The 25,223-nt window shown below is 43.1% G+C and carries 26 protein-coding genes and 1 pseudogene; 11 read left to right on the top strand and 16 right to left on the bottom strand.

The features are described 5' to 3' along the window. Nucleotides 1–20: 20 nt before the first annotated feature. The 10 genes and pseudogenes from QM738_RS08635 to QM738_RS08680 all read right to left on the bottom strand — a co-directional run bounded on the left by QM738_RS08635 (nucleotide 21) and on the right by QM738_RS08680 (nucleotide 6,772). A complete protein-coding gene (locus QM738_RS08635; protein WP_462276287.1) occupies nucleotides 21–1,307 on the bottom strand; it encodes a hemolysin family protein in 1,287 nt (428 codons plus the stop codon). A gap of 85 nt (nucleotides 1,308–1,392) precedes the next feature. Further along, nucleotides 1,393–1,971, bottom strand: a complete 579-nt coding sequence (gene gmk, locus QM738_RS08640) for a guanylate kinase (RefSeq protein WP_462276288.1) — start codon at nucleotides 1,969–1,971, stop codon at nucleotides 1,393–1,395. Nucleotides 1,972–1,993: 22 nt separating this feature from the next. Further along, nucleotides 1,994–2,416 carry a DUF5004 domain-containing protein gene (locus tag QM738_RS08645; protein ID WP_462276289.1) on the bottom strand — a complete coding sequence of 141 codons (423 nt, stop codon included), beginning with the start codon at nucleotides 2,414–2,416 and terminating at the stop codon, nucleotides 1,994–1,996. A 6-nt stretch (nucleotides 2,417–2,422) separates the two neighbouring features. Further along, nucleotides 2,423–3,727 carry a UDP-N-acetylglucosamine 1-carboxyvinyltransferase gene (gene murA / locus QM738_RS08650; protein ID WP_462276290.1) on the bottom strand — a complete coding sequence of 435 codons (1,305 nt, stop codon included), beginning with the start codon at nucleotides 3,725–3,727 and terminating at the stop codon, nucleotides 2,423–2,425. Between the two features lie 131 nt (nucleotides 3,728–3,858). Next, nucleotides 3,859–4,575 carry a DUF4290 domain-containing protein gene (locus QM738_RS08655; RefSeq protein ID WP_462276291.1) on the bottom strand — a complete coding sequence of 239 codons (717 nt, stop codon included), beginning with the start codon at nucleotides 4,573–4,575 and terminating at the stop codon, nucleotides 3,859–3,861. A gap of 63 nt (nucleotides 4,576–4,638) precedes the next feature. Continuing rightward, nucleotides 4,639–5,067 (bottom strand): VanZ family protein, encoded by a 429-nt coding sequence (locus tag QM738_RS08660; protein ID WP_462276292.1) that lies wholly within the window; start codon nucleotides 5,065–5,067, stop codon nucleotides 4,639–4,641. Between the two features lie 9 nt (nucleotides 5,068–5,076). Continuing rightward, nucleotides 5,077–5,256, bottom strand: a complete 180-nt coding sequence (locus QM738_RS08665; protein ID WP_462276708.1) for a glycine cleavage system protein H — start codon at nucleotides 5,254–5,256, stop codon at nucleotides 5,077–5,079. A gap of 58 nt (nucleotides 5,257–5,314) precedes the next feature. Further along, nucleotides 5,315–5,455: pseudogene (locus QM738_RS08670) on the bottom strand (glycine cleavage system protein H); the annotation flags it as partial. Between the two features lie 249 nt (nucleotides 5,456–5,704). After that, nucleotides 5,705–6,412, bottom strand: a complete 708-nt coding sequence (locus tag QM738_RS08675; RefSeq protein ID WP_462276293.1) for a peptidylprolyl isomerase — start codon at nucleotides 6,410–6,412, stop codon at nucleotides 5,705–5,707. Nucleotides 6,413–6,418: 6 nt separating this feature from the next. Further along, nucleotides 6,419–6,772 carry a hypothetical protein gene (locus tag QM738_RS08680; protein WP_462276294.1) on the bottom strand — a complete coding sequence of 118 codons (354 nt, stop codon included), beginning with the start codon at nucleotides 6,770–6,772 and terminating at the stop codon, nucleotides 6,419–6,421. A gap of 320 nt (nucleotides 6,773–7,092) precedes the next feature. Here QM738_RS08680 and serS point away from each other — a divergent pair, with 320 nt between their 5' ends. The 4 genes from serS (at nucleotide 7,093) to QM738_RS08700 (ending at nucleotide 11,739) form a co-directional block, all read left to right on the top strand. Then, on the top strand, nucleotides 7,093–8,361 hold the full coding sequence (gene serS, locus QM738_RS08685; protein WP_462276295.1) for a serine--tRNA ligase: 1,269 nt from the start codon (nucleotides 7,093–7,095) through the stop codon (nucleotides 8,359–8,361). A gap of 69 nt (nucleotides 8,362–8,430) precedes the next feature. Continuing rightward, nucleotides 8,431–8,859 (top strand): hypothetical protein, encoded by a 429-nt coding sequence (locus tag QM738_RS08690; protein WP_462276296.1) that lies wholly within the window; start codon nucleotides 8,431–8,433, stop codon nucleotides 8,857–8,859. Between the two features lie 147 nt (nucleotides 8,860–9,006). Continuing rightward, entirely contained in the window at nucleotides 9,007–10,458 is a 1,452-nt protein-coding gene (locus tag QM738_RS08695; protein WP_462276297.1) for a DUF1800 domain-containing protein, read from the top strand. 87 nt (nucleotides 10,459–10,545) lie between these two features. Further along, a complete protein-coding gene (locus tag QM738_RS08700; protein WP_462276298.1) occupies nucleotides 10,546–11,739 on the top strand; it encodes a DUF1501 domain-containing protein in 1,194 nt (397 codons plus the stop codon). 75 nt (nucleotides 11,740–11,814) lie between these two features. Here QM738_RS08700 and QM738_RS08705 read toward each other — a convergent pair whose 3' ends face one another. Then, nucleotides 11,815–13,707 (bottom strand): peptide MFS transporter, encoded by a 1,893-nt coding sequence (locus tag QM738_RS08705; RefSeq protein WP_462276299.1) that lies wholly within the window; start codon nucleotides 13,705–13,707, stop codon nucleotides 11,815–11,817. A 240-nt stretch (nucleotides 13,708–13,947) separates the two neighbouring features. Between QM738_RS08705 and purD the strand changes: the two genes are divergently transcribed. From purD to QM738_RS08740, 7 genes are all read left to right on the top strand, one after another. Next, nucleotides 13,948–15,228: a phosphoribosylamine--glycine ligase gene (gene purD, locus QM738_RS08710; protein ID WP_462276300.1), complete on the top strand. Its 1,281-nt coding sequence runs from the start codon at nucleotides 13,948–13,950 to the stop codon at nucleotides 15,226–15,228. 222 nt (nucleotides 15,229–15,450) lie between these two features. Continuing rightward, complete coding sequence (locus QM738_RS08715) at nucleotides 15,451–16,476, top strand: rod shape-determining protein (protein ID WP_462276301.1); 1,026 nt, start codon at nucleotides 15,451–15,453, stop codon at nucleotides 16,474–16,476. Nucleotides 16,477–16,600: 124 nt separating this feature from the next. Continuing rightward, nucleotides 16,601–17,458, top strand: a complete 858-nt coding sequence (gene mreC, locus QM738_RS08720) for a rod shape-determining protein MreC (RefSeq protein ID WP_462276302.1) — start codon at nucleotides 16,601–16,603, stop codon at nucleotides 17,456–17,458. Between the two features lie 17 nt (nucleotides 17,459–17,475). Further along, nucleotides 17,476–18,009: a rod shape-determining protein MreD gene (mreD, locus tag QM738_RS08725; RefSeq protein ID WP_462276303.1), complete on the top strand. Its 534-nt coding sequence runs from the start codon at nucleotides 17,476–17,478 to the stop codon at nucleotides 18,007–18,009. A gap of 135 nt (nucleotides 18,010–18,144) precedes the next feature. Next, a complete protein-coding gene (locus tag QM738_RS08730) occupies nucleotides 18,145–20,244 on the top strand; it encodes a peptidoglycan D,D-transpeptidase FtsI family protein (RefSeq protein ID WP_462276304.1) in 2,100 nt (699 codons plus the stop codon). Between the two features lie 15 nt (nucleotides 20,245–20,259). Next, nucleotides 20,260–21,684, top strand: a complete 1,425-nt coding sequence (rodA, locus tag QM738_RS08735; protein ID WP_462276305.1) for a rod shape-determining protein RodA — start codon at nucleotides 20,260–20,262, stop codon at nucleotides 21,682–21,684. A gap of 90 nt (nucleotides 21,685–21,774) precedes the next feature. Continuing rightward, a complete protein-coding gene (locus QM738_RS08740) occupies nucleotides 21,775–22,518 on the top strand; it encodes an MBL fold metallo-hydrolase (RefSeq protein WP_462276306.1) in 744 nt (247 codons plus the stop codon). Between the two features lie 5 nt (nucleotides 22,519–22,523). Here QM738_RS08740 and QM738_RS08745 read toward each other — a convergent pair whose 3' ends face one another. The 5 genes from QM738_RS08745 to atpE all read right to left on the bottom strand — a co-directional run bounded on the left by QM738_RS08745 (nucleotide 22,524) and on the right by atpE (nucleotide 25,212). Then, a complete protein-coding gene (locus QM738_RS08745) occupies nucleotides 22,524–23,180 on the bottom strand; it encodes an SdpI family protein (RefSeq protein ID WP_462276307.1) in 657 nt (218 codons plus the stop codon). A 4-nt stretch (nucleotides 23,181–23,184) separates the two neighbouring features. Further along, on the bottom strand, nucleotides 23,185–23,451 hold the full coding sequence (locus tag QM738_RS08750; protein ID WP_462276308.1) for an autorepressor SdpR family transcription factor: 267 nt from the start codon (nucleotides 23,449–23,451) through the stop codon (nucleotides 23,185–23,187). 140 nt (nucleotides 23,452–23,591) lie between these two features. Further along, entirely contained in the window at nucleotides 23,592–24,155 is a 564-nt protein-coding gene (gene atpH, locus QM738_RS08755; RefSeq protein ID WP_462276309.1) for an ATP synthase F1 subunit delta, read from the bottom strand. 114 nt (nucleotides 24,156–24,269) lie between these two features. Further along, on the bottom strand, nucleotides 24,270–24,764 hold the full coding sequence (atpF, locus tag QM738_RS08760; RefSeq protein ID WP_462276310.1) for a F0F1 ATP synthase subunit B: 495 nt from the start codon (nucleotides 24,762–24,764) through the stop codon (nucleotides 24,270–24,272). A 205-nt stretch (nucleotides 24,765–24,969) separates the two neighbouring features. Beyond that, on the bottom strand, nucleotides 24,970–25,212 hold the full coding sequence (gene atpE / locus QM738_RS08765; RefSeq protein WP_462276311.1) for an ATP synthase F0 subunit C: 243 nt from the start codon (nucleotides 25,210–25,212) through the stop codon (nucleotides 24,970–24,972). Between the last annotated feature and the right edge of the window lie 11 nt (nucleotides 25,213–25,223).

Below are 25,223 nucleotides of genomic sequence, written 5' to 3' on the forward strand. Positions count from 1 at the left end.
GCAAAGCTACTAAGCGAATATCATATCAGCACTTTTACTTTCACCGTTTCAATGCGGGTGTCGCTTACATTTAAGATATCAAATTCGTAGTGGCCGAAAATGATGCGCTCTTTTTGTTTGGGGATAGCTTCGTTGTTCTGTATGATGTAGCCGGAGAGGGTTTCCGCATTTTCCTGGTCGGGAAATTCAAGTTTGTATTTTTCCGTGATATAATCCAGTTCCAGCCTGCCGCTGAAGATGAATTCGTTGGCCGATAATTGTTTTTCTACAAACTCCTCAGTGTCATATTCATCTTTGATATCACCAAAGATCTCTTCCAGTATATCTTCCATAGTAACAATACCGGCCGTACCGCCAAATTCATCTATCACCCATGCAATGCTTTTTCTTTCCTTGCTGAATTTGTTCATCAGGTCGGTGGCGCTCATGCTTTCGGGTACAGTAGGTATGGGCAACAAAACATCTTTTACCGAAGCGGGATTTTTGAAAAGGTCCAGCTGGTGAATATAACCGGTAATATTATCAATATTGTTTTCGTACACCACCAGTTTGCTCAGCTGTGTCTGAATGAATTTTTCTTTTACAATTTCAATAGAAGTAGTACTGTCAACCCCTTCAATTTCGCGGCGGGGTATCAGGCATTCTCTTAATTTAACTTCACTCAGTGATAAGGCATTCTCAAATAATTCCTTGTTGATCTCTTTCGTATCTTCTTCCTCGTGTCCCTTGCTTTGCTGTACAAAATGTTCCAGGTCTATCTTGCTGAATACTTCTTTTTTCTCGTTCAGTTTTACGTCAAATAAATGTTTCAGCATCCATTCGGCCACCGTCACAAAAAATCTTGCAAAAGAAGACAGCAACCAGTAAAAAAAACTGGCCACATAACTGATGATGCCGTTGCTGAGTATCTCATTATTCCTTGCCCGGAAAAATGCTTTGAACATGAACTCGATAAAAAGCAGGATGAGGGTAGAGAGCACCGTTTCGAAAATGAGCTTGATATACTTTACATATTCCGATGCGGAAGGAGGGAGCTTGGTGGCCAGTAAATTCCAGGCGGGGGAGAGCATATTGCCGATCAGCAGGCCATACACCACCAAAACCACGTTCATGCCCACCAGCGTGGTACCGATAAAACGGGTGGGCTTATCAGAATAGGCGCCCCATATCCGGCCGCTGTATGTACCCTGTTTGCGGTTGAGCTCAATAGATAATTTATTGGCAGAAACAAATGCTATTTCAATACCGGAAAAAAAACCGATAAGCAAAAGGGATACTATGATTGCTATGAGCGCCGTCCAGTCCATGTTATAAAAATAGGAAAGATTTGGGTAATACACCCTTTAAGGCTGTTGTATTTAAAACCTTGCGTTGCAGCCTGTATACCAACGGCTAACGTTTATTAAGAAAGCCAAAGATGATCATTTCTGCTTCGATGCAGGCCTTCTGCAGATCGTCGTTCACAATTATCTTATTGAAATGATCTTTAAAAGAAAGTTCGTAAGAAGCTTTGTTAACCCTTGCTGCCAGCGATTCGGCGGTTTCGGTACCGCGGCTTTGCAAACGTTTTTTTAATTCGTCCACGGAAGGCGGTTCAATAAAAATGCTGAGGGATGTTTGCGGAAATTGCTGCTGCACATGGATGGCGCCCTTTACATCAATATCCAGTACGGGTATCTTGTCCTCGGCCCATATCTTTTCCAGTTCGGAACGCAGGGTGCCGTAATATTTACCTTCATATACCATTTCCCACTCTACAAATTCATTCTGCTGTATCTTTTGCTGAAAAGTTTCCGTGCTCATGAAGTGATAGTCCACGCCATCTTTCTCCGTTCCCCTTGCCTGCCGGGTGGCAGCAGATACAGAAAATTCCAGTTGTGGAAAATGCCGCATCAAATGTCGGGTGATAGAAGTTTTGCCTGCACCCGATGGTGCCGTGATGATGATAAGTTTATTCAGGTATAAAGCCATGTGCAAAGAAAAGGTTTTTTTATCAGGATGGGCTGAAATGTAGCACCAGGGGTACCGTGGTGCCTGTGCTGGTCAGTGTCATTTCAATGGCAGATATCGAAGTAATGAGGTAAGTATTGGTAACATTACCCGAGCTGGAAGTGAGTGTAAGGGTCTTTTCATCACCTGATATATCGTAAGTGCCCTGTACCGTTATTTTATTACCCATGGTGCTGCAGAAATAAGTATTGTCCTTATTAAAGGTCCAGCTAAGGGTTTTTAAAGCAGCTTCCATTTGTACTGCAATGGCAGAATCTTCTTTGCTGATAAAATGTTTATCGAGTGGTGCCAGGTTATCCACCTGCACACAATCCCATTTTTTTACCAGGTATTCTTTTGTTTTGCTGCAGGATACAAAACCCTGCGATACAATAACAACCAGTACAAAAAAGAAAAACTTTTTCATTCAGTTTTAGTTGACTCTTTTAATATCGGCACCTAAACGCATTAAGCGGTCATCAATATTCTGATAGCCTCTGTCTATCTGTTCAATATTCTGAATGGTGCTTTTGCCCTGTGCGCTCAAAGCAGCTATCAGCAGGGCCACACCTGCACGTATATCCGGGCTGCTCATGGTAATGCCCCGCAATTTTTGTTCCCGCTCTAAACCGATCACCACAGCACGGTGCGGATCGCACAAAATGATCTGGGCGCCCATATCTATCAGTTTATCTACAAAGAACAAACGGCTTTCAAACATCTTTTGATGAATCAACACGCTGCCCTTTGCCTGAATTGCGGTTACCAATACAATACTCAACAGGTCGGGTGTAAAGCCCGGCCAGGGATGATCGTAGATGGTGAGTACACCGCCATCCATGTATTTCTGTATCTCGTACATTTCCTGCGAAGGGATATAAATATCATCGCCCCTGAATTCCATTTGTATACCCAGTTGCTGAAATTTTTCGGGAATGATACCCAGGTGTTGTATGCCTGCATTCTTAATCGTGATCTCGCTTTGCGTCATAGCTGCAAGGCCGATAAAGCTGCCTACTTCGATCATGTCGGGCAGCATGCTGTGCTCGGTGCCGCCCAGCACATCCACACCTTCAATGATCAATAAGTTGCTGCCAATACCACTGATCTTTGCACCCATCTGGTTCAGCATGCGGCATAGCTGCTGCAGGTAAGGCTCGCAGGCGGCATTGTAAATAGTGGTGGTACCTTTGGCCAATACGGCTGCCATTAAAATATTAGCGGTACCGGTTACACTGGGTTCGTCCAGTTGCATCTGCATGCCTTTCAGTTCTTTTGCTTCCAGGTGAAAAAAGCCATCTTCATGATAAGCAAACTGCGCCCCCAGTTTTTCAAAACCAATGATATGGGTATCCAGCCTTCTGCGGCCGATCTTATCGCCACCGGGTTTGGGGATATACGCTTTTTTAAACCTTGATAACATAGGGCCCGCCAGCATTACAGAGCCACGCAGCTTGCCGCTTTTTTTGTGATAGGCCTCGCTGTGCAGGTATTCCACATCCACCTCATCTGCCTGGAAGATGCAGGTATCCCTGCTCACCCGGTTCACCTTTACATTCATCTCGCCCAACAGGTCTATCAGCAGGTTCACATCAATGATGTCGGGAATATTTTTAATGGTAACTTTTTCGGCCGTCAATAATACTGCCGAAATGATCTGCAACGCCTCATTCTTGGCGCCCTGTGGCGTGATCTCTCCCGATAATTTTTTGCCGCCTCTAACTTCAAATGAACCCATAGTTATTTTTTATTACACTAATTAAAAACGAATTACACGAATTAAGCAAACGTAAATAAAAAAACCTGATGTTTAAAGCACCAGGTTAATATTTCTTTATTCGTGTAATTCGCTCTAATTCGTGCGATCAATTAATACCGCTTCTTAAAATTCCGGTTATTATTATTCCTGTTATTACCACCGCCGCGGTTATTGTTGTTCCTGTTATTGCCGCCGCCGGAGTTGTTATTGCGGCCACCAAAATTTTTACGGTATTGTCCGCCATTATTACGGCCACCCCCGCCATAATCATCTTCGTTGCGGTTATCGGTGCGGTGTTTTACAAAAGGACGGCTGTTGAATTCCAGTTCGCCATGGGTAATGGCCGATAATTCGTTCTGGATATTATCATCATGTACCAGTTCTTTATGCCAGTTGCTGTAAGTAAGTTTCATGTAATAGGCAATGGCATTGGCAAAGCCCTGTTTCTTTTCAGGATTCTCTTCTCTCAACGCCTTATCAATGATCACTTCTATATTCTTGCCCAGGTGATTGAACTTGGGATATTTTTTCGGGTAGGCGAGAACGTCAGGTTTTGCTTTTAAGGTTTCCCTGGTGGGTATGGGGTAGGGGCTTTCCACGTCCAGTGTAAAATCACTGATCAAAAAAAGATGATCCCATAATTTATGACGGAAATCCTCCACATTCTTTAAGTGAGGGTTTAAAAAACCCATCAGTTCTATCACTGCATAAGCATTGCGCTGGCGCTCTTCTTTATCCTGGATGGTGAGCAAAAATTCCACCATCTTCTGGATGTGCCGTCCATATTCTTTCATTATTAAATGGTTGCGGCCTGTATTATATTCCATTTCATCTACATTTTACGTGATACAAATATACAAAGTTAAGGCTGTAGCAGCAAGCGGGTGGTATTATGCCTGGCTTTTGCGTTTTCTTAAGTAATAAAAACGACAAAAGATCATCGCCAGTACGCCACCAATACTGTCTGCTAACCAGTCAGTAAGGTCGTAGCTTCTGCCGGGAATGAAGAATTTCTGCAGTACTTCGGTAGTGTAGCCCCACACAATAGTAGCGAGGGCTATCTTAATAAAATAATACCATTTTGCTTTATTGGAAAAAGCAGCGGATTGACCCACCGGAAACATGAAGAGGAAGGCGAGGAAGCCGAATATACCCACATGTATCAGTTTATCATAATCTATCTGGATCATCCAGTTATCCGGCTTGGGCAGGTCTTCGCCGGGTATGCACACCAGTGTGAGCACCACAAAAAACCAGGCAATGCCTGGAATAAATTTTTTTATACCGATCGCTTTTGATGAGGCAGACGAAGAGGTCATGGATGGTAATTAAGAAACCAATGCGCTGTAAGCAGCTGCATCCAGCAGGGCTTCTACAGTGGCTTCGTTATCAACGGTCATTTTTATCATCCAGCCCTGGCCATACGGATCTGTATTCACCAGTTCGGGTTGTGCTTCCAGTGCAGGATTTACTTCTGTAATGGTGCCGCTTACCGGTAAAAAAAGAATCGCTTACCGTTTTTACAGCTTCCACGGTGCCAAAAACCTCTTCTGCTGCAAGGCTTTTACCTTTTGTGCTGATATCCACGTATACAATATCACCTAACTCGCCCTGGGCAAATTCGGTAATGCCAATAGTGGCAACATTTCCTTCTAATGATATCCATTCGTGGTCTTTGGTGTAGCGCAGGTTGCTTGGGAAAGTCATTTTGTATCAGTTAAAGATTTTTAAATAATTCGGGTGCAAAATAGAGAAAGTTATGGGTTTAAAAAAAAGAGTTACGGGTTAAAAAAGTTAGGAGCTAAAGCGTTACGGGTTAGAAAAGTTACGGGTTAAAAGAGTTACGGGTTAATTTGTTTGCGTTTATTTAAAACGGCTGCAACAAATTAACCCGTAACCCGTAACTTCTCTAACCCGTAACTTCTCTAACCCGTAACTTTTTTCAACCCGCAACCCCTACGGCAGCAATTCCATTTTCATTCTTACGTCTTTAAGCGGCCTGTCGCCGGGAGCGGTTGGTGTGGCTGCAATTTTGTCCACCACATCAAGGCCTTTCTCTATTTCGCCAAACACGGTGTAGTTCATATCCAGCATGGGTGTACCGCCAATGGTCTTATAGATTTTTCTTTGTTCGTCGGTGTAATAAAATTCAGGGTTGGTCTGGCGGATACTGCATTCCACCTGGTTCAATTCAGCATCGGTGGAGATCCTTCCCTGTACCAGGTAAAACTGGCAGGCGCTGCTGGCCTTTTCAGGATTACCGTCTCTTGCGGCTGCCAACACACCTTTTTTATGTAATATGCCCGGGCGGAATTCAGCAGGGATTCTTGCCATATCACCACCGCCCATACCCAAGGCTTCGCCGGGTTGTGCATTTTTACTTAATGGATCGCCGCCCTGTATCATAAAGCCCTGTATCACACGATGAAATAAAAGACTGTCGAAGAAGTGCGCTTTCACCAGCTTTACAAAATTATCGCGGTGCAATGGAGTGGAATCGTATAGCCTGATAATAATGACACCCATATCGGTGGTCACTTTTACCCGGGTAGCTTTTTTAACAGCCACAGGTTTTTTTACCGGTAATTTTTTAACCTGCCCGTTGGTATGGGTTACAACGGTAAATAACAGCACAAAGGCCAGCATGTGTTTAAGTGTCTTCATAAATGATCAGTCAATAAATTTTTGGTTTTGAAAATACAAGAGTATATGGTCTTTTAAAAAGTTTTCCTGCTCCATCATAATAAAAGGAGGCAGGGGTTTCAGTTGTTCAAAGTGGGGCCAGTTATCTTCATCATAACCTGATAAAGCGTAATAACCGCTGGGGGCCAGTACGGTGCAAACGGCAATATGCATCAGGTCCTGCTTCTGTTCTTTGGTAAAATCCTGTTTGCCGCTGCCCAGTTCCTGTATGCCAATGAGAAATAATATACCATCCATTTCCGGCTTGATGCCAAAGCGTTCTTTTATTTTAATGCGTAGCTTCAGCCACCTTACCTGTAAGTCGTCTTTAACGTGCTGCATAATGCAAATATAACATAGGGCCCGCGGATTACGCGGATGTCGCTGATGGATTCTTTTTTATTAATGAGCCCGCAGATTGCGCGGATGTCGCTGAAAGAAAATCTTTTTTCTGCGTATTCTGCGAAATCTGCGGGAATCTTTTTCGAGTAGACCTGGAGATTGCGAAGATGTCGCTGACAGATTCCTTTACTAATAAGCCCGCAGATGACGCAGATATTACTGATGAAACCCTTTTTTCTGCGTAATCCGCGAAATCTGCGGGAATCTTCCACGAAATCTGCGGGCCACTTTCTTACCTTTGCTCAAAATTTTTTAATAAGATGTTACAGGTAAATTTTATCAGGCAAAATGTTGAATTGGTTAAAGAAAGACTGGCGGTAAAGAATTTCGGTGACCTGTCGCTGGTGGACAAAGTGGTGGAACTGGATGAACAGGTACGTAAATTAAAAGTGGAAAGCGAAAGCCTGCAGGCCTCCATCAATGCGAATAGTAAAGAGATCGGTATGCTGATGGCTAAAGGTGATAAAAGCCTGGCGGATATTAAAAGAGAAGAGGTAACTAAGTTTAAGGCTACCCATCAGCATCAGTCACAACAATTAGCGGATGCGGAAGAATTATTGTATCAAACACTGGTCGTGTTACCTAACCTGCCGCATGTATCTGTGCCCAAAGGCAAAACGCCCGAAGAAAATGAAGTGGTGAGGGAAATAGGTACCAAACCAACATTGACCAACGCAGTGCCACACTGGGAGTTAATAAAGAAATACGACCTGGTGGATTTTGAGACCGGTGCCAAGATCACCGGCAGCGGCTTCCCTTTGTACAAAGGCAAGGGTGCTAAACTGCAAAGGGCATTGATACAATATTTTTTGGATTACAATACTGCGGCCGGTTATACGGAATATCTTCCACCACACATGGTAAATGAAGCCACGGCTTACGGTACAGGACAACTGCCGGATAAGGAAGGGCAGATGTATCATGTAACTGCAGATGGATTTTACCTGATACCTACGGCCGAAGTTCCGGTAACGAATATTTACCGCGATGAAATTGTAAAAGAAAATGAATTGCCTATAAAAATGACCGCTTACACTCCTTGCTTTAGAAGAGAAGCAGGCAGTTTTGGAAGTGATGTAAGGGGATTGAACCGGGTACACCAGTTTGATAAAGTAGAAGTGGTGCAGCTGGTACATCCCGAAAAAAGCTATGCGGTACATGAAGAGATGGTATTGCACATTGAAAAATTATTGCAATCGCTCGAACTGCCTTACCGCATTTTAAGGTTGTGCGGTGGCGACATGAGTTTTACCGGTGCCCTCACTTACGATTTTGAAGTATACAGTGCGGCGCAGCAAAAATGGCTGGAAGTAAGTTCTGTCACCAATTTTGAAACCTTCCAGGCCAACAGGATGAAGATCCGGTTCAGGGATGAGAATAATAAGACCCAACTGGTGCATTCTTTGAACGGATCATCTTTGGCTTTGCCGCGCATTATGGCGGCCATCCTGGAAAACCATCAAACCGAAACGGGTATCAACCTGCCGAAAGCATTGCATGGTTATTTTGGTGCTACAACCATTCATTAACAAAAACTGTAAAATTACCGTCATATTTTTAGTGAAACATCCTATATTTATCATTCCTAAAAATAAATCATGAAAAGAACGTTTACCTTATTGACCTTGACGGTATTAGTATTTGGCTGTGCAAAAAAAATAACGGCACCGGCCACCGGCGCTACTTCTTCTAACAATGGCAGCGTAGTGAGCACACCAGCTACCACTGCAACTACGGCTCCGGCTACTACTGCAGCAACAACAACACCGGCGGCTGTACCCAGTACCCCTTCCACACCGGCAGGCACCCGCACACCGGCTGAAGGTTCTACCACCAAAACTCCGGAAATGCAGGGCCAGTCTACTTACAATGCCAAATGCGGCAAATGCCACGGCCTGAAAGTGGTAAGTGATTATACTGCCGACCGTTGGGTAAGCATTATGCAGGTAATGGCACCAAAAGCACACCTGGATGACACTGAAAAAGACAATGTACTGGCTTATGTAAAAGCCAATGCTAAAAAATAATTGATCGATTCTTACATAAAAGGCTGCCCTTGGGCGGCCTTTTTTTATGCTTACAAAAGGCCCGTATTAAATAGTTATTAAAGATTAAACCTTTAATAATTTGGATAGTCAGAGCACCGTTATTCGTCAGTATTTAACATTTCTTTTATGGCAGCTTCCAACCGTTTAAAAAATCAACATCTATTATGGCGGGCAGGCTTTGGCCCCATGGCCGAAAATGCAGCCGAACTCGACAAGGTTTCCCAAAAAGAATTATGGGCCCTGCTTTTAAAAACCTCTGCAAAAAAGCCTGAGAAGATCGAAGTGGCGCAAGGCCTGGTGGATGGCTTGTACAAGGGCATCAAGGATGTGGCGCAAATGCAGCAAAATCCTGAACAGGTAAAAGAGCAGCGCAAGCAGATGCGGGAACAGTCGCGGGAAGATATCAAGAACCTGAACATCCGCTGGCTGGAAGAAATGATCGACAGCGAAGCGCAGTTAAGAGAAAAGATGAGCCTGTTCTGGCACGGACATTTTGCATGCCGCATCATCAACAGTTATTTTCAGCAGGAGCTGTTACAGGTGGTGAGGGAAAACGCATTGGGTAATTTTAAAGACCTGTTGCGGGAAGTGAGTAAAAGCGGTGCCATGCTTTCTTTTTTAAACAACCAGCAGAATAAGAAAAAGCATCCCAACGAAAATTTTGCACGGGAAGTGATGGAACTGTTTACCATGGGCCGTGGCAATTATACGGAAACAGATGTAAAGGAAGCTGCAAGGGCATTTACCGGCTGGGGCTTTAATTTAAAAGGTGAGTTTGAGTTCAGGAAGTTTCAGCATGATGATGATAGTAAGACGGTATTGGGTAAAACCGGCAGGTTTGATGGGGATGATGTGCTGGATATTTTGCTGGAGCAAAAGCAAACGGCGAAGTACATCACGAAAAAAATATACCGGTATTTTGTGAACGACCAGGTGGATGATGCCAAAGTGGAATGGCTGGCAGGCCGCTTTTATCAAAGTGGTTATGATATTAAAAAACTGATGGAAGATATTTTTACCAGCGATTGGTTTTATGAAGAGAAGAATGTGGGCACCAAGATCAAATCGCCGGTGGAACTGCTGGCAGGCATCCGCCGCCTGATGCCCATGGAAATGGAAAATGACCAGGCGCAATTATTATTTCAAAAAACACTGGGGCAGATATTATTTTACCCGCCTAACGTTGCCGGCTGGCCCGGTGGCAGAAGCTGGATAGACAGCAGCAGCCTGATGCTGCGCTTACGCATACCACAAATATTAACGGCCAACGATATCATGGATATTCTGCCCAAAGCAGATGATGATCTGCAGGGCGGCATGATGGAGATGACCGCCAAAAAAGTAAGAGAAGTTACTAAAGGTGGTACCGCAAAGATAGACTGGGCGCTGGTTTCAAAGGTTTTTGAACAGGTACCGCGGGAGCAATTATTGCCCAACATCACTGCTACGGTGCTGCAAACAAAAAGCCATGTAAATGATAGCCTGCTGGAAAAATACCTGAACAGCGCCAGCAGGGAAAACTTCATTAAAAGCGCCATTGTGAATTTGATGAGCACGCCGGAATACCAGCTATGTTAATTTAAAATTTAATAATGAATAATTAATAATAATCGCCAGCCAGACAAATTATTCATTATTCATTTTATCATTATCAATTTATTTTCTATGCTTATTAAAAGAAAAGAATTTCTCCAGGTAGGTTCCCTCGCCACAGCATCTTTTATGCTGCCTAAATTTTTAAAGGCATTTGAAAAACCAGCCATGGTGCCGGCAGGCAATAAAGTGGTGGTGGTCATCCAGTTCAGCGGCGGCAATGATGGACTGAATACCGTGATACCGGTACGCAATGATATTTATTATAAAGAAAGGCCGAGGCTGGGTATTGAAAAAGATAAATCATTGCTGATAACCGATGAAGTGGGCCTGAACCCTGCGCTGGAAGCATTTAAAGGATTGTATGATGATGGCAGTTTGAGTATATTGAACAGTGTAGGCTACCCGAACCCGGACAGGAGCCATTTCCGCAGCATGGATATATGGCACAGCGCCAGCGCCAGTAACGAATATGTAAATACGGGATGGATAGGCCGCTACCTGGATGCGCAGTGCAAGGGCTGCGATAAACCTACACAGGCCATGGAGCTGGATGATGTGCTGAGCCTTGCATTAAAAGGAGAAGAAAGTAAAGGTCTGGCATTTAAAGACCCGGGAAAATTATACAATACCAGTAATGGAAAATATTTTAAAGAAGTAAATGCCGATCACCAGAAGGGAGAAGAAACGATCGACTACCTGTATAAGACCATGAGTGAGACCATCAGCAGCGCTCATTATATTTACCAGCAAAGCAAAGTGCACCCCACCAGTGAAACTTATCCTGCCACCGAACTGGGCCGGGACCTTAAAACCATTGCGTCGTTGATCTTTTCTGATATCAATACCAAAGTGTATTATGTTTCGCTGGGCAGTTTTGATACGCATGTGAACCAGGAAGGTCAACAAAAAAGATTGTTCACCGAATTGAATGACGCAGTAAAAGCATTCACCAGCGATCTTAAAAAGAACAACCGCTTTGATGATGTGCTGATGATGACCTTCAGCGAATTTGGCCGCAGGGTATCGCAGAATGCAAGTGGTGGTACCGATCATGGCACGGCCAATAATATGTTCTTCATCGGCGGTGGTTTAAAACAGAAGGGTGTGCTGAATGCCATGCCCGACCTTGCCGACCTGAATGAAGGCGACCTGAAGTACAAAGTGGATTTTAAAAATGTATATGCCACTGTATTGAATAAATGGCTGGGCGCAGATGATAAAATGGTACTGGGTAATAAATTTGACTACCTGAATTTTATTTGAGTAATATTTATTCCGCTATATAAAAAAGGCTGTCCGTTACGGGCAGCCTTTGTATTTTAAAAGAATCATTTTCTTTTACCGCACACCATGCATCATCTTCTTCATCATTGGCGAAAGAGCATACAACACTATGCCTGCAAGGCCGCACAATACCACGAACAGCATAAAGAAATCATACACATCCTTTAATTTGAATCCTGCAAAGGAAGGATAGGCCGGTGCAACCAGTTTCTGCGATTTGATGGTTTCAAACTGCGCCGGTGTTAAAACCTCATCGAGTGTATTACTTAAACCATAAGTACTGTCTTTTGATTCATGCGCTTTCTTGATCATGGCATTCGATTTTTCAAAAGCTTTATCCAGGTCAATACCATTTTCCTTCGCTTTTTTAGTATCTACAGCAGCTGCGATCTTTTCATGCCCCAGGATATATAATTCTCTTCCCGATGCTTCTTTCTGCCCTTCTAAAATAGATCTGAGGTCTACATGTTCCTTTTCCATCGCTACATATTTATCAGGCGAAGGTGGTAATAATGCACCCAGTACACCGGTCAATACATAACCACCGGCATTACCCAGGAACCATACACCCATCAAAAGCGAAGCAAATCTTTTTGGCGCCAGCTTTGCCACCAGTGATAAACCGATCGGTGATAAACACAATTCGCCCCAGGTATGCAGTAAGTATAAAACAATGAACCAGATGATACCGATCTTTCCGGTCATGCCCAGCCCTTTTACCTGCGTGGCAATAATGAGATAGCCCAATGCTATCAGCAATAAACCCCAGGCCTGTTTTACAGGAGATATAGGTTCCAGTTTTCGTTTGCTCATCCACACCCAAAGAATACTGAAAGGGATTGCAAATGCCATTACAAAAATACCATTGAAGCTTTGCACCATGCTGGAAGGCATTTTCCATCCCAGGAAGTTGGTGTCGGTTTGGTTATCCGCAATAAAAGTTAATGAAGAACCTGCCTGCTCAAACGCACCCCAGAAGAACATCACAAAAAAGCATACAATATACAGTACCCATATCCTGTCACGCTCTACTTTGGTAATGGTCTTATCCGAAAGAATAAGATAGCCAAGGCTGATACCGGCGGCAAAGATGAAAGGATACAACCATGTTTTTATAAGTGAAGCGCCCGGGCTGTCGAATACAAGGTGCAAACCAAATGTAGCAGCTACCAGCAATACCACGGAAATCATGATGCTCGTCATGGTAAAGTGCGCACTGGCAGATTCACCTTCGGGAATATCCGATTTTTGTGGTTTGCCGCCGATCGCTTTTCCTTCGGGAGTAACAACATATTTATTTTTCAGGAATAAAAAAGTAAGCGTTCCGGTAAACATGGCCAATGCCGCCACCAGGAAGCCCCATTTAAAAGCGCTCAGGTCTCTTACACCATTATTGGTAACATCACCCACGATCGGGCAAAGTATCTGACCCAAAGTAGCACCTACGTTGATACCCAGGTAAAACAATGTAAAGGCCGAATCGAGTTTGTTTTTTTGTGCAGGTGGATAAAGGCTGCCCACCATGGAAGAGATATTGGGCTTAAAAAAGCCATTACCAAAAATAATGGCCAGCAATGCCAGCCACATAATATTTTGCGCCAGGCCTAAATTAGTAGAGAATATGCTGCCACTGAAGAAAAGTAATAACTGGCCAATACCCATAATGGTACCGCCCAATAAGATACAGTTCCTGTTGCCTAAAAACTTATCGGATATATAACCGCCGAGCATGGGCGTGAGATAACATAAACCCAAAAAGCCACCATAGATAATAGAGGCATCAGTTTCTCCCATCAATAATGCCTGGGCAATAAAAAGCGAAAGCAGGGCCCGCATGCCGTAAAAGTTAAAGCGCTCCCACATTTCGGTACCAAATAGTACCCATAGGCCCTTGGGGTGGCCGGTTTGTTTTATCGCCTCTTGTTCATTAATGATAGAATCAGTCATAGTAAGTGGTTTTTTTATGCTTGTATAGTTAGTTTAGTGTCTCAAAATAGTGATTTTCTTTTTAGTAACCATCAATTTAAACAGGCCAATTTTTAAAACAAGGCGGCTTGTGCCGTTTTCGCGGCATTAAGATATTTTCATATAAAATGCCCGTTCGTAAAAATATTCTGGAAATGCGCTCTTATAATTTTAAATTCGCAAGCTTAAAGTATAAACCTTTTAATAATTGCATTGAAATCCATGAATATTCTCTTAATTGGTTCGGGCGGCAGAGAACATGCTTTTGCCTGGAAGCTTACCCAAAGTACATTATGTAACAAATTATTTATTGCGCCCGGTAATGCCGGTACTGGTTTGTGCGGCAGCAACCTGCCCGTGGCCATCAACGATTTTGAATTGCTGGCTTCGGCCTGTGTTTCCAACGAGGTGGACCTGGTGCTGGTAGGCCCCGAAGAGCCGCTGGTGAAAGGTATTTACGACTATTTTAAAAATAATGCAGCCACTAAGCATATCACCGTTATAGGCCCTTCAAAAGCTGCTTCACAGCTGGAAGGCAGCAAGGCATTTGCCAAAGCTTTTATGCAGCGGCACAATATTCCCACTGCAGCTTACGGGGAGTTTACAGCCGATAACTATGCAGCTGGTGTGGAATATATCAAGGGACATTCATTACCGGTAGTGCTCAAGGCCGATGGACTTGCAGCAGGTAAAGGTGTGTTGATATGCCAGAACAGCCTGGAAGCGCTTTCGGAATTTGAATTGATGCTGCACCGCTCTAAATTTGGTGATGCCGGAAAGAAAGTAGTGGTGGAAGAATTTTTAAAAGGTATTGAACTGAGCGTTTTTGTTTTGACCGATGGCAAGAACTATGTATTACTGCCCGAAGCAAAGGATTATAAAAGAGTGGGAGAAGGAGATACCGGGCTCAACACCGGTGGTATGGGTGCAGTAAGCCCGTTGCCGTTTGTTACAGACGAGTTTTTACAGAAAGTAAAAGAAAAGATCATTGAACCAACTGTTGCAGGATTGCAGAAAGATCAGCTGGATTATAAAGGGTTCATCTTTTTTGGTTTGATGAATGACGATGGCGAACCCAAAGTGATTGAATACAATTGCCGTATGGGCGACCCTGAAACGGAAGTGGTGATACCCCGTATCAAGAACGACCTGGTGGAATTGCTGGCTGCTACTGCCAGGCAAACTTTGAACGAAATAACGATCGAGACCGACAACCGCTGTGCTGCAGCCGTTGTGGCGGTAAGCGGCGGTTACCCCGGCGAACACAAGACGGGCATACCTATACAGGGCCTGGAAAATGAAGTGCTGGAGAACAGCCTGGTGTTCCAGGCGGGTACCAAGCAGCAGGGCCGGGAGGTATTTACCAATGGCGGCCGGGTGCTGGTGGTTACATCATTTGGCGACAGCATTTCTGAAGCTGCCGAACAATCCAATTACATGATGGAGCAACTGTATTTTGAAGGCATGTATTGCCGCAGTGATATCGGTTACGAATTTCCCTGAGTGATAACTAACACTGCCGCATAAACGAAGTAAGCAGTTTGGAGAAAAAATAACAACTAAAATATTTAGCAAACCCTTTTCTGGCTTAAATTTTGCCTTGTTTGGGGTCAAAGCATTTTTTAAATAAATCTTTGAAAAATAAAATATTTAGCGTTGTTAATTCAAATAATTTACTTCAACTTTGCTGGCATTAATTTACATTACGTTTTCACTTGACAAAATATGGGCCTCTTTAATTTTTTTACACAGGAAATAGCGATTGACCTGGGTACTGCCAATACCCTCATCATTCACAACGATGAAGTTGTGGTAAATGAGCCTTCTATTGTTGCACTGGACCGAAATAATCCGAAGAACATTTTAGCCGTGGGTAAAAAAGCATTGATGATGCATGAAAAGACCCACGAAAGTATACGCACTGTTCGTCCTTTGAAGGATGGTGTGATAGCAGACTTTAATGCTGCCGAGTTGATGATAAGGGAAATGATCAAAATGATCTATCCCAAAAAACCATTGTTTGCACCCAGCTGGAGAATGATGATCTGCATACCGAGCAGTATTACCGAGGTGGAAAAAAGGGCGGTGCGTGACAGTGCGGAGCAGGCAGGCGCCAAAGAAGTTTACCTGATACACGAACCGATGGCTGCTGCGCTGGGTATTGGTATCGACGTAGAAGAACCTGTTGGTAACATGATCATTGATATAGGCGGTGGTACCACGGGTATTACCGTAATTGCTTTGGCGGGTATTGTGTGCGACCAGAGTATCCGTATTGCGGGAGATGAATTTACCGCAGATATCATGGAAGCCCTGCGCCGTTATCATAGCTTACTGATCGGCGAACGTACTGCAGAGCAGATCAAGATACAGGTGGGTGCTGCCATGAAAGACCTGGACAATCCACCGGATGATATTCCTGTTAACGGCCGTGACCTTGTGACTGGTATTCCTAAGCAGGTAATGGTAAGCTTCCAGGAAGTAGCCGAAGCGCTGGATAAAAGCATCTTTAAAATTGAAGAAGCAATATTGAAAGCGCTGGAAACAACACCGCCGGAACTGGCTTCGGATATTTACCGCAGGGGCCTGTACATTACTGGTGGCGGTGCTTTGCTGAGGGGACTTGATAAAAGGCTGCAGGCCAAGATCAAATTGCCGGTGCATGTTGCCGACGATCCGCTGAAGAGCGTGGTGCGTGGTACTGGTATTGCCTTAAAGCATTACGACAGGTACCCGTTTGTGATGAGATAAAAATAAGCTACAAGCCATGAGTTGCAAGGGAGAAGCAAAGTAAATTGGCATTGAATACTTATCCCTTGTAGCTTGCATCTTGAAGCCCTTTCAGGAACTTCAAATAATAATAACACTCCCTTCGGTGCGTAATATTTTTCTTTTCGTCCGCCGTTATTTCACTTTTATTTTCTTCCTGCTGCTGCAGGGGTTTTGTATCTATTTGATTGTTCATTACAATACCTATCACAATGCGGTGTTTTCCAATACCGCCAACCAGCTTACGGGTAAAGTAAATGAACAGTACAATAAGATAGAGGACTATTTCCATCTTAAAAGAACCAACGACTCCCTGGTAAAGGCCAACGAAAGATTGTACAATAAATTAAGGGCCGATTTTCAAATACCAGATACAGTAAGTAAAACCGTGCTGGATACTATTAAAGTAGATTCGCTGACAGAGTACCGCCGGTATACTTATATGCAGGCTGCTGTAATTGAGAATTCGGTGAATACACAAAGCAATTTTATTGTGCTGAACCGTGGCAGATCACAGCAACTGAAAGAAGACATGGGCCTCGTGGATATCAATAATGCAGTGGTAGGTGTAATTACAGCCGCCAGCAGCGATTATTCTGTAGCCATGAGTCTTTTACATAAAGACAGTAAAATAGATGGTAAACTGCTGAAAGGCGGCGAAACAGGTACAGTTGCCTGGGATGGTGTGACACCCAACATACTTACTATGACGAGGATACCCAAGAGCGCCAAAGTGGAAAAAGGTGATACTATCATTACCAGTGGTAACAGTACTTATTTTCCAAAAGGAATGGTAATTGGATATGTAACTGAAGTAATACCTGAAAAAAGCACCAATAACTTTTTGATAAAGATCAGGTCGGCAGCAGACTTTTACAGCCTGCAATATGTATTTGCTATTGATAATAAACAACAGGAAGCTATTCAGCAATTACTGGATAAAGCCAAACAGCAGAACAAATAAAATTATGCAGGGATAACATGAGCAATTTTGTAAAAAATATCATCCGCATCATGCTTTTTATACTGATACAGGTTTTTGTACTGGATAAGATACACCTGCACCAGATGGTTACACCTTACCTGTATTTTTTATTTGTATTGTGGCTGCCTTTTAATATGAACCGCAACTGGGCTTTGTTAACGGCTTTTGCCTACGGGTTTATACTCGACAGTTTCCGGCACAACCCGGGTTTTCACGCAGCAGCCTGCGTATTGATCGCTTATGTACGCCCGTTTCTGATCAATATTTTAATTCCGCAGGAAGGTGCGGATGGCAACTATGATGAGCCATCGATCAAAAGTATGGGCGGCCCGATGCAGTATTTTATTTATGTGCTGGTACTCACAATAATTCATCACAGTTGGTTGTTTTTATTAGAGGCATGGCAGTTTGGTAATATCTGGTATTTTTTGGTGAAAACACTTTTATCAACTGCCATCAGTTTATTGCTGATAATAATTACAGAGTTGTTATTTGTACGTAAACAAAAATACCGCACGAATACTGCTTAATGAATAATTGAATAATGAATAGTGGATAATGTAAGCTAATAGACAGTCCTTCATAAAAATCTCAAATCTGCAATCACAAATCTAAAATCATAAATCCCCTTGTCTGTCTTCAATCAGTCCCGGAAAAATGTAATTATGCTGATGTTTATCGGCGTACTGCTCATTATCATTGTACAGCTGATGAACCTGCAGTTGTTCTCTTCCAAGTACAAACTGGCGGCGGATGACCAGGGTATTTTTCGTAAAGTGGTTTACCCGGACAGGGGAATTGTATACGACCGCAAAGGCAGGTCCATTTTACAGAACACCACCATCTTCGACCTGATGGTAATACCCAGTAAGATAAAGGGTACCGATACTGCAGCCTTGTGTAATATTCTTGGTATTGATACAGCGGAGTTCAGGAAAAGGATGGAGAATATTGTTTTCAAATTCAAGAGCCAGCGCCCTTCTATTTTTGAAGCTTTGCTCAGCAACGAAAAGATGGCCAAGCTTACAGAGAATATGCGCAAGTTTGCTCCGGCTTATTATTTACAGGAAAGATCGGTAAGGGATTATCCTTATGATGCGGCAGGTAATATCCTCGGCTATTTAAGTGAGGTGGATTCCAGCATTTTGAAGAACCCCAAATATACGGGCTATGTGATGGGGGATTATATTGGTAAAACGGGCCTGGAAAAAACTTATGAGAATGTGATGCTGGGGCAACGGGGTATTGAATTCTGGAAAAGAGATAAAGTAGGTAAACTCACCGAAAGGCTGGAAAAAGGGCGCTTTGATACCATGGCTGTTGCGGGGCAGAACATGCACAGCTCCATTGATATAGAATTACAGATGCTGGGTGAAAAATTAATGGCCAATAAGCTGGGTTCAATTGTTGCCATCGATCCTAAAACCGGTGGTATATTATGTATGGTGAGCAGCCCTACATTTAAACCTAAATTACTGACTGGTGCGGAAAGAAAAAAACATATCGCCGAGCTGTTGTTAGACCCTGCGCTTCCATTGCTGAACCGAACAGTTGGCGCAACCTACTCACCCGGTTCTACATTTAAAACACTACAGGCACTGGTAGGGCTACACGAAGGTGTGATCGATACGAGATTCCGTGTTTCCTGCTCCGGTGCATTCTACGGTTGCGGAACGGGCAAACCCATGAAATGCCTGGACCGTGGTACATTCGATCTGCGCAGCGCCATCACTATTTCGGACAATACCTATTTCGCTACCGTAATGCAAAGGGTGATCAACAACCCTAAATATCCCAACATTGACAGCAGCCTGGATGTATGGAACAGGTATATGCAGGCGTTTGGGCTTGGGCACAGGCTGGGTGTGGATGTACCCTCAGAGAAAAGAGGACTGATACCCAGCACCGCATTTTATGATAAAGCTTATGGCAAGGGAAAATGGAATTACTGTTCCTTCCGTTCGGTGAGTATCGGCCAGGGTGAAGTGGATGTTACACCCATACAGGTGGCGAATGAAATGGCCTATATTGCCAATAAAGGCTGGTATAAAATACCACATCTCGTTGACTCGATTGAAGGCGGCGATAAATTTGATATGCTGTCGGCTTTTAAAGAAAAGCACAGCACCATCGATATTCCTGACAGTGTGTTTGAAGCGGTGCATGATGGCATGCAGGGTGTGGTGGACCGTGGTACGGGTATTGCAGCTAAAATTGCAGGCATTAATATCTGCGGTAAAACCGGTACGGTAGAAAACTATTACCGCGGTGTAAAACAACCCAACCATGCTTTCTTTGCAGGCTTTGCTCCCAGGGAAGATCCCAAGATCGCTATTATGTGCGTGGTGGAGAACAGCGGACGCTTTGGCGGTACTTATGCAGCGCCCATTGTAGGGTTTATGATAGAAAAATATTTAAAGGATTCTATTACTGATAAAGCAAGGTTAGCAAGAGTGGAACAGTTATCCAATTTAAACCTGATACCTTCAAGGATCTATGTGGAGATGAAAAGGCAGGATTCATTAAGGCATTCCAAAGATTCTGCTTACCTTATTTCCAAAGGATATATCAAAGTGATAAAAGACACTATTGGTATGGATGAAGGAAACGATGAAGAACTGGATGAACTTAAAAAAGGGAAAGACGATCCCAAAAATCCGCAGCCAAAAAAAGACAGCAACGATAATAAAATTAAAATAAATACCGAAGCTATTTTGCCCGAGCAAAAAAAGAAACCGGAAACAAAAGACTCTGTAAACAGGTAACGTGAGACGTGAATTGTGAGTAGCTCCTACTCACTACTCACCACTCACCACTCACCACTCACCACTCACAAAATGTATCAAAAAAATCCCTCCATATCAAAAGGTATCGACTGGCTTACAGTATTCCTGTACACCGCGTTGGTGATCATCGGGCTGCTGTGTATTTTTTCAGTGGAATATAAAGCGGGTGATAATGTGGTGCAAACCTTTTTGGGTTTTAAAAAAGAATACAGCAAGCAGTTGTTCTTTTTTGGTGCAAGTATTATAGTAGCCGTATTCATTTTGTTGACCGACAGTAAATTCTTTACAGCTACTGCCAATCTCTCCTATGCCGGCGGCATACTGTTGATACTGGCCACTTTTGTGGTGGGTAAGGAAGTGGGAGGATCTAAAAGCTGGATACCACTCGGGTTTATGAATATACAACCGGTGGAAGTATGTAAGATATTTACCTCGCTGGCGCTGGCTAAGTATCTTTCCATGCCGGAAACCAATTTTCATAAAACACAAACACAGTTGATCGCGGCGGCCATTGCTTTTTCGCCCGCTATTTTATCCGTACTGCAGAAAGAACCGGGTGCAGCGGTTGTTTATTTTTCATTTGCAATTGCATTTTACAGGGAAGGCTTACCTACATTGTATCTCATCATCATCTTCTCATTCGCTATTTTGGTTATTGCAAGTATCGTATTGGCATCGGAAGTATTCTTTATCATCATTACCATTATCGCGGTGTTGTTCATTTTGTTTCACTGGCGTAAAATAAAAAGAGATTTTATACGGCTGTTCTTTATCATTGGTATCTGGGTACTGTGTATCGGCGTAAAATTATTTGTGGTACCGGCGCTCTTTAACAGTGTGCTGAAACCGCACCAGGTGGTACGTATATTCTCCACCTTTGGTATTGATGATTACAAATTTAAAAGCCCGGAAAGGGAAGCAGAGATACAAAAAGAATTTGCCAAGCTGGGTACCACCAAAAAGAAGCCAGGCGAAAAAGTGGAAAGCTATAATGTAAAGCAATCTAAAATAGCTATCGGTAGCGGTGGCTTCTGGGGTAAGGGCTTTTTGCAGGGTACGCAAACCCGGGGTGAATTTGTACCGGCACAAAACACCGATTTTATTTTTTCATCCGTAGGAGAGAATTTTGGATTCTGGGGATGCGCCGTGCTGATGTTATTCTATTTTGGATTAATGCTGCGCCTGGTATTTTTAGCGGAGCGGCAACGAAGTACTTTCAGCCGCGTATACATGTATTGCGTGGTGGGCATATTGTTCTTTCATGTGGCGTTAAATGTTTGTATGACGCTGGGGCTTGCCCCATCGCCCGGTATCACGCTGCCGTTGTTAAGCTATGGAGGTTCCTCCCTGATAACATTTACCATATTGCTGTTCATTTCCATTAAGCTGGATGCAGACAGGCATATGATACTGCGTTAATAATCTTCAAGCCCTATAGTGGCTTAACGCAGGGTTTAGAGCTTTTCATTTATTTTTGCATTCCATTCTTTTTATCATAATAGCTTTAATTTGAAAATAATTCCTTTAAGCGAAGGCGCTTTTACAATAGATACCACCAAGCAATTCATTCCTTTTGATGTAGAAAAAGATGACCTGCAGAAAAGACCCGTAGGCAGCTTACTGGTGGAGGTACAACCTTTTGCCATCATTACTTCCAAAGATATTTTAGTGATTGATACCGGCCTTGGTTTTACTAATAAAGATGGCAGTTTGCAGATACATCAAAATCTATTGGATAATGGCATTAACCCGCTCGATGTAACAAAGGTACTGATGAGTCATTTACACAAAGATCATAGCGGCGGTGTAAGTAAGGAGGATAAGATACTCGGGCAGAAATTCATCAGTTTTCCCAATGCACAGTATTATGTGAACCGGGATGAATTTGATTCCGCAATGGCAAAGGGCAAACCATCCTATACGCCCGATGAATTTGAGATACTCGGTCACAACGACCGGGTGATATTTACAAAAGGCGATGGTGTTATTGATGATTATATCCGTTACGAAGTAACCGGCGCCCATTCACCTTTTCACCAGGTGTTCTGGATTGAAGAAGAAGGAAAGAAAGTATTTTTTGGTGGCGATGTGGCACCACAACTCCAGCAGATGAAAAATAAATTTGTTGCCAAGTACGATTACGATGGCCGTAAATGTATGGAACTGCGGCAACTATGGTGGCAGCAGGGTCAGCAGGAAAAATGGACCTTCCTGTTTTATCACGATATTAAAACACCGGTGATGGAGTTTTGATACGGTTATTGATGCTGGTGTTTTTTATAATAGGTATAAGAATAGATCACCGGGATTAGTGTAATGATCAACGTTATGCTGATAAAAACAATCGTTGCCACAGTAAAGGGCAGCAATAAACAAATCACCGCAATTGCGATACCCCCCGCAAACCACATTTTACCTGCCAGTTGATGCGTAACCCTCCAGGTGTTTGCATTTTCCAGCGTCCACGGTGTACGGATACCCACAAAATAATTGGGCTTTACGCTGAACATGAGGTTGCCCAGGAATGTAAAGAACAAACCGAGTAAAGGGAAGAGGAATTTGCTTAATGCAAAGCTGCCATTTACCGATGCATTGATGATCAATAACTGCAGTGCCGCCAGGAATACCACCACCACCAATGCGATACTGCTGAATGTATTGGAAGAGTAGCTGGCCGTTTTTTTAGGATCTATTTTAGGAAGGTATTTCACCAGGAAATATACACCCAGCGAAATAACGCTCAGCAATGCCATTACACCCATTAATTCATCCTTGCTGCCATAACGGTCGGGTTTACCATTTAATCCAAAATGCAGGGGCACCTGCGGAGGCAGGTTGTTGTATATTTTAATAAAGTAAAGAGCCGGTAACAGCCATATTATAAACACAGCAAGGGTTACCCAATTTTTTTTCATGAGCTTATTTTTTCTTTTTAGAAGATAATTGCATTAACCATTTCAGCATTTCATCCATTACGGTGGTATTGATAGAGTAAAAGATGAACTGCCCTTCTTTTACCGACACCACCAGCTTGGCCTGCTTCAACAGATCGAGGTGATGCGATATGCTGGGCTTGGAGATATTGAACTGGTCGGCAATTTCCCCGGCGGTCATATCTTTCTTCCGCAACATTTCCAGTATGGCCCTGCGTGTAGGGTCGTTCAAAGCTTTAAATAAAGTGTCCACCGGCTCCTGTAATTAAATATTTAGGCAAATATCTAAATACTTGCACAACTTTGCAAATTTATTTCTATGAACGGCAAACCGGCAATAAAAAAGCTGTTACATCTGTAACAGCTTTTGCAATTATATTTTATTGGAAAAAATTAACGGATCTTATGAATGAACTCGTTGTCCATGAATTGTTTCTGGATATCTTTCAGGTCTCTTAAAATGCTTGCATCCACCAGTTGGCCACCGGTTTCTACAATAAAACCACCGATCAGTTCATCTTTAACAGAGGTTTCTATTTCAAATTTCTGTGTAGGAACGGCTGCTTTTACATTGGTCATGATCGCATCTTTCAGGTCATCCGTTAACGGCGCTGCAGTAGTGATCTTTACCTTTTGAATATGATTCAACGCATTGTACTGATCGATATAAGCATTCACAATTTCATTCAGGTTGCTTTCCCTGGTCTTTTTTACCAGCAGGTCGATGAAGCCGGCAGTGGTAGGTGTAACTTTTCCGTCGGTCACTGCTTTTAAGATCACCTGTTTTTTATCAGCCTTAATAACAGGGCTGCCCAGTACTGCTGCAAAATCAGGATTGCTTTTGCAGATGGCGCTTAACCATTTCATATCAGCATATACCGCTTCTACCTGGTTTTGTTCGGTAGCCAGGTCCAGTAAACTTTTGGCGTATCTGCCTGCTAAACGTGGATTATTCATACCCCTGTCCCCTAAAGGGGAACTTGATTTGTATCAGCACTTAAAATGGTATCAAAATGCTGATGGTTATTTAATTCGATCTCCGCTATTCCCCCTTTAGGGGGTTAGGGGGTCTTAATTCAATTTTACTTCTGCAGCCAGGGTCTTAATGTAATTTTCCTGTTCTGCTTTATTGCTTAATTCTTTGCGTAATACTTTTTCGCTGGTTTCGATTACCAGGTTACCGATCTGGTTCTTAAGATCCGTTAAAGCAGCCATTTTCTGTTGCTGTATAGAAGCCTGTGCATCTGCAATGATCTTTGCAGCCTGTACTTTTGCTTCATCTTTAGCATCGTTGATGATCTTGTCTTTAGTTTCTTTAGCTTCTTTCAGCAATGCAGCTCTTTCTTCACGGGCTTTGGCCAGTAAAGCTTCGTTGTCATTCTTTAACTGTGCCATTTCCAGTTTCACTTTTTCGGCAGTTGACAAAGCATCAGCAATAGACTTTTCCCTGTCGTGCAGTCCTTTAATGATAGCAGGCCAGCCATACTTTCTTAAAATAAAAAATACTACGAGGAAAGCTAAAAGCGTCCAGAATAATAGACCGATCTCCGGTAATAAAAGTTCCATGTTATAAAAGTTCGATAATTAAAAATCTTATTTATTGGTTACGGGTTAGAAAAGTTACGAGTTGATTTATTGTTAGCGGAGATTTGCTTCGCAAACGATAAAAACAATTTTAACCCGTAACCCGCAACTAACTACTCAAATTCAAAGAGAAAAAATACTGCATCCTCCGCCCTGTGCATCAGATGCAGTAAAAAGTTGGCAACGATTATAAAACCATTGCAAGGAAGCCTACGATGATCGCAAACAGTGCAGCACCTTCTACAAGCGCAGCAGAAAGGATCATGTTAGCGCGGATATCGTTGGTAGCTTCTGGCTGACGGGCAATACCCTCAACAGCGCCTTTACCAATTTGACCGATACCGATACCAGCACCCATTGCAGCAAGACCAGCACCTACAGCACCACCTGCGTTTGCAATACCTTCCAGTAAAATTGTTCCTAAGTTCATGTTACTTGGTT

Source organism: Ferruginibacter sp., from assembly GCF_049840995.1.
In the GTDB taxonomy this organism is placed as follows: Bacteria; Bacteroidota; Bacteroidia; order Chitinophagales; family Chitinophagaceae; genus Ferruginibacter.

Coding starts and splice junctions, on each gene's coding strand:
- QM738_RS08635 (WP_462276287.1), bottom strand. CDS start 1,307: ATGGACTGGACGGCGCTCATAGCAATCATAGTATCCCTTTTGCTTATC.
- gmk (WP_462276288.1), bottom strand. CDS start 1,971: ATGGCTTTATACCTGAATAAACTTATCATCATCACGGCACCATCGGGT.
- QM738_RS08645 (WP_462276289.1), bottom strand. CDS start 2,416: ATGAAAAAGTTTTTCTTTTTTGTACTGGTTGTTATTGTATCGCAGGGT.
- murA (WP_462276290.1), bottom strand. CDS start 3,727: ATGGGTTCATTTGAAGTTAGAGGCGGCAAAAAATTATCGGGAGAGATC.
- QM738_RS08655 (WP_462276291.1), bottom strand. CDS start 4,575: ATGGAATATAATACAGGCCGCAACCATTTAATAATGAAAGAATATGGA.
- QM738_RS08660 (WP_462276292.1), bottom strand. CDS start 5,067: ATGACCTCTTCGTCTGCCTCATCAAAAGCGATCGGTATAAAAAAATTT.
- QM738_RS08675 (WP_462276293.1), bottom strand. CDS start 6,412: ATGAAGACACTTAAACACATGCTGGCCTTTGTGCTGTTATTTACCGTT.
- QM738_RS08680 (WP_462276294.1), bottom strand. CDS start 6,772: ATGCAGCACGTTAAAGACGACTTACAGGTAAGGTGGCTGAAGCTACGC.
- serS (WP_462276295.1), top strand. CDS start 7,093: ATGTTACAGGTAAATTTTATCAGGCAAAATGTTGAATTGGTTAAAGAA.
- QM738_RS08690 (WP_462276296.1), top strand. CDS start 8,431: ATGAAAAGAACGTTTACCTTATTGACCTTGACGGTATTAGTATTTGGC.
- QM738_RS08695 (WP_462276297.1), top strand. CDS start 9,007: ATGGCAGCTTCCAACCGTTTAAAAAATCAACATCTATTATGGCGGGCA.
- QM738_RS08700 (WP_462276298.1), top strand. CDS start 10,546: ATGCTTATTAAAAGAAAAGAATTTCTCCAGGTAGGTTCCCTCGCCACA.
- QM738_RS08705 (WP_462276299.1), bottom strand. CDS start 13,707: ATGACTGATTCTATCATTAATGAACAAGAGGCGATAAAACAAACCGGC.
- purD (WP_462276300.1), top strand. CDS start 13,948: ATGAATATTCTCTTAATTGGTTCGGGCGGCAGAGAACATGCTTTTGCC.
- QM738_RS08715 (WP_462276301.1), top strand. CDS start 15,451: ATGGGCCTCTTTAATTTTTTTACACAGGAAATAGCGATTGACCTGGGT.
- mreD (WP_462276303.1), top strand. CDS start 17,476: ATGAGCAATTTTGTAAAAAATATCATCCGCATCATGCTTTTTATACTG.
- QM738_RS08730 (WP_462276304.1), top strand. CDS start 18,145: ATGCTGATGTTTATCGGCGTACTGCTCATTATCATTGTACAGCTGATG.
- QM738_RS08745 (WP_462276307.1), bottom strand. CDS start 23,180: ATGAAAAAAAATTGGGTAACCCTTGCTGTGTTTATAATATGGCTGTTA.
- atpH (WP_462276309.1), bottom strand. CDS start 24,155: ATGAATAATCCACGTTTAGCAGGCAGATACGCCAAAAGTTTACTGGAC.
- atpF (WP_462276310.1), bottom strand. CDS start 24,764: ATGGAACTTTTATTACCGGAGATCGGTCTATTATTCTGGACGCTTTTA.
- atpE (WP_462276311.1), bottom strand. CDS start 25,212: ATGAACTTAGGAACAATTTTACTGGAAGGTATTGCAAACGCAGGTGGT.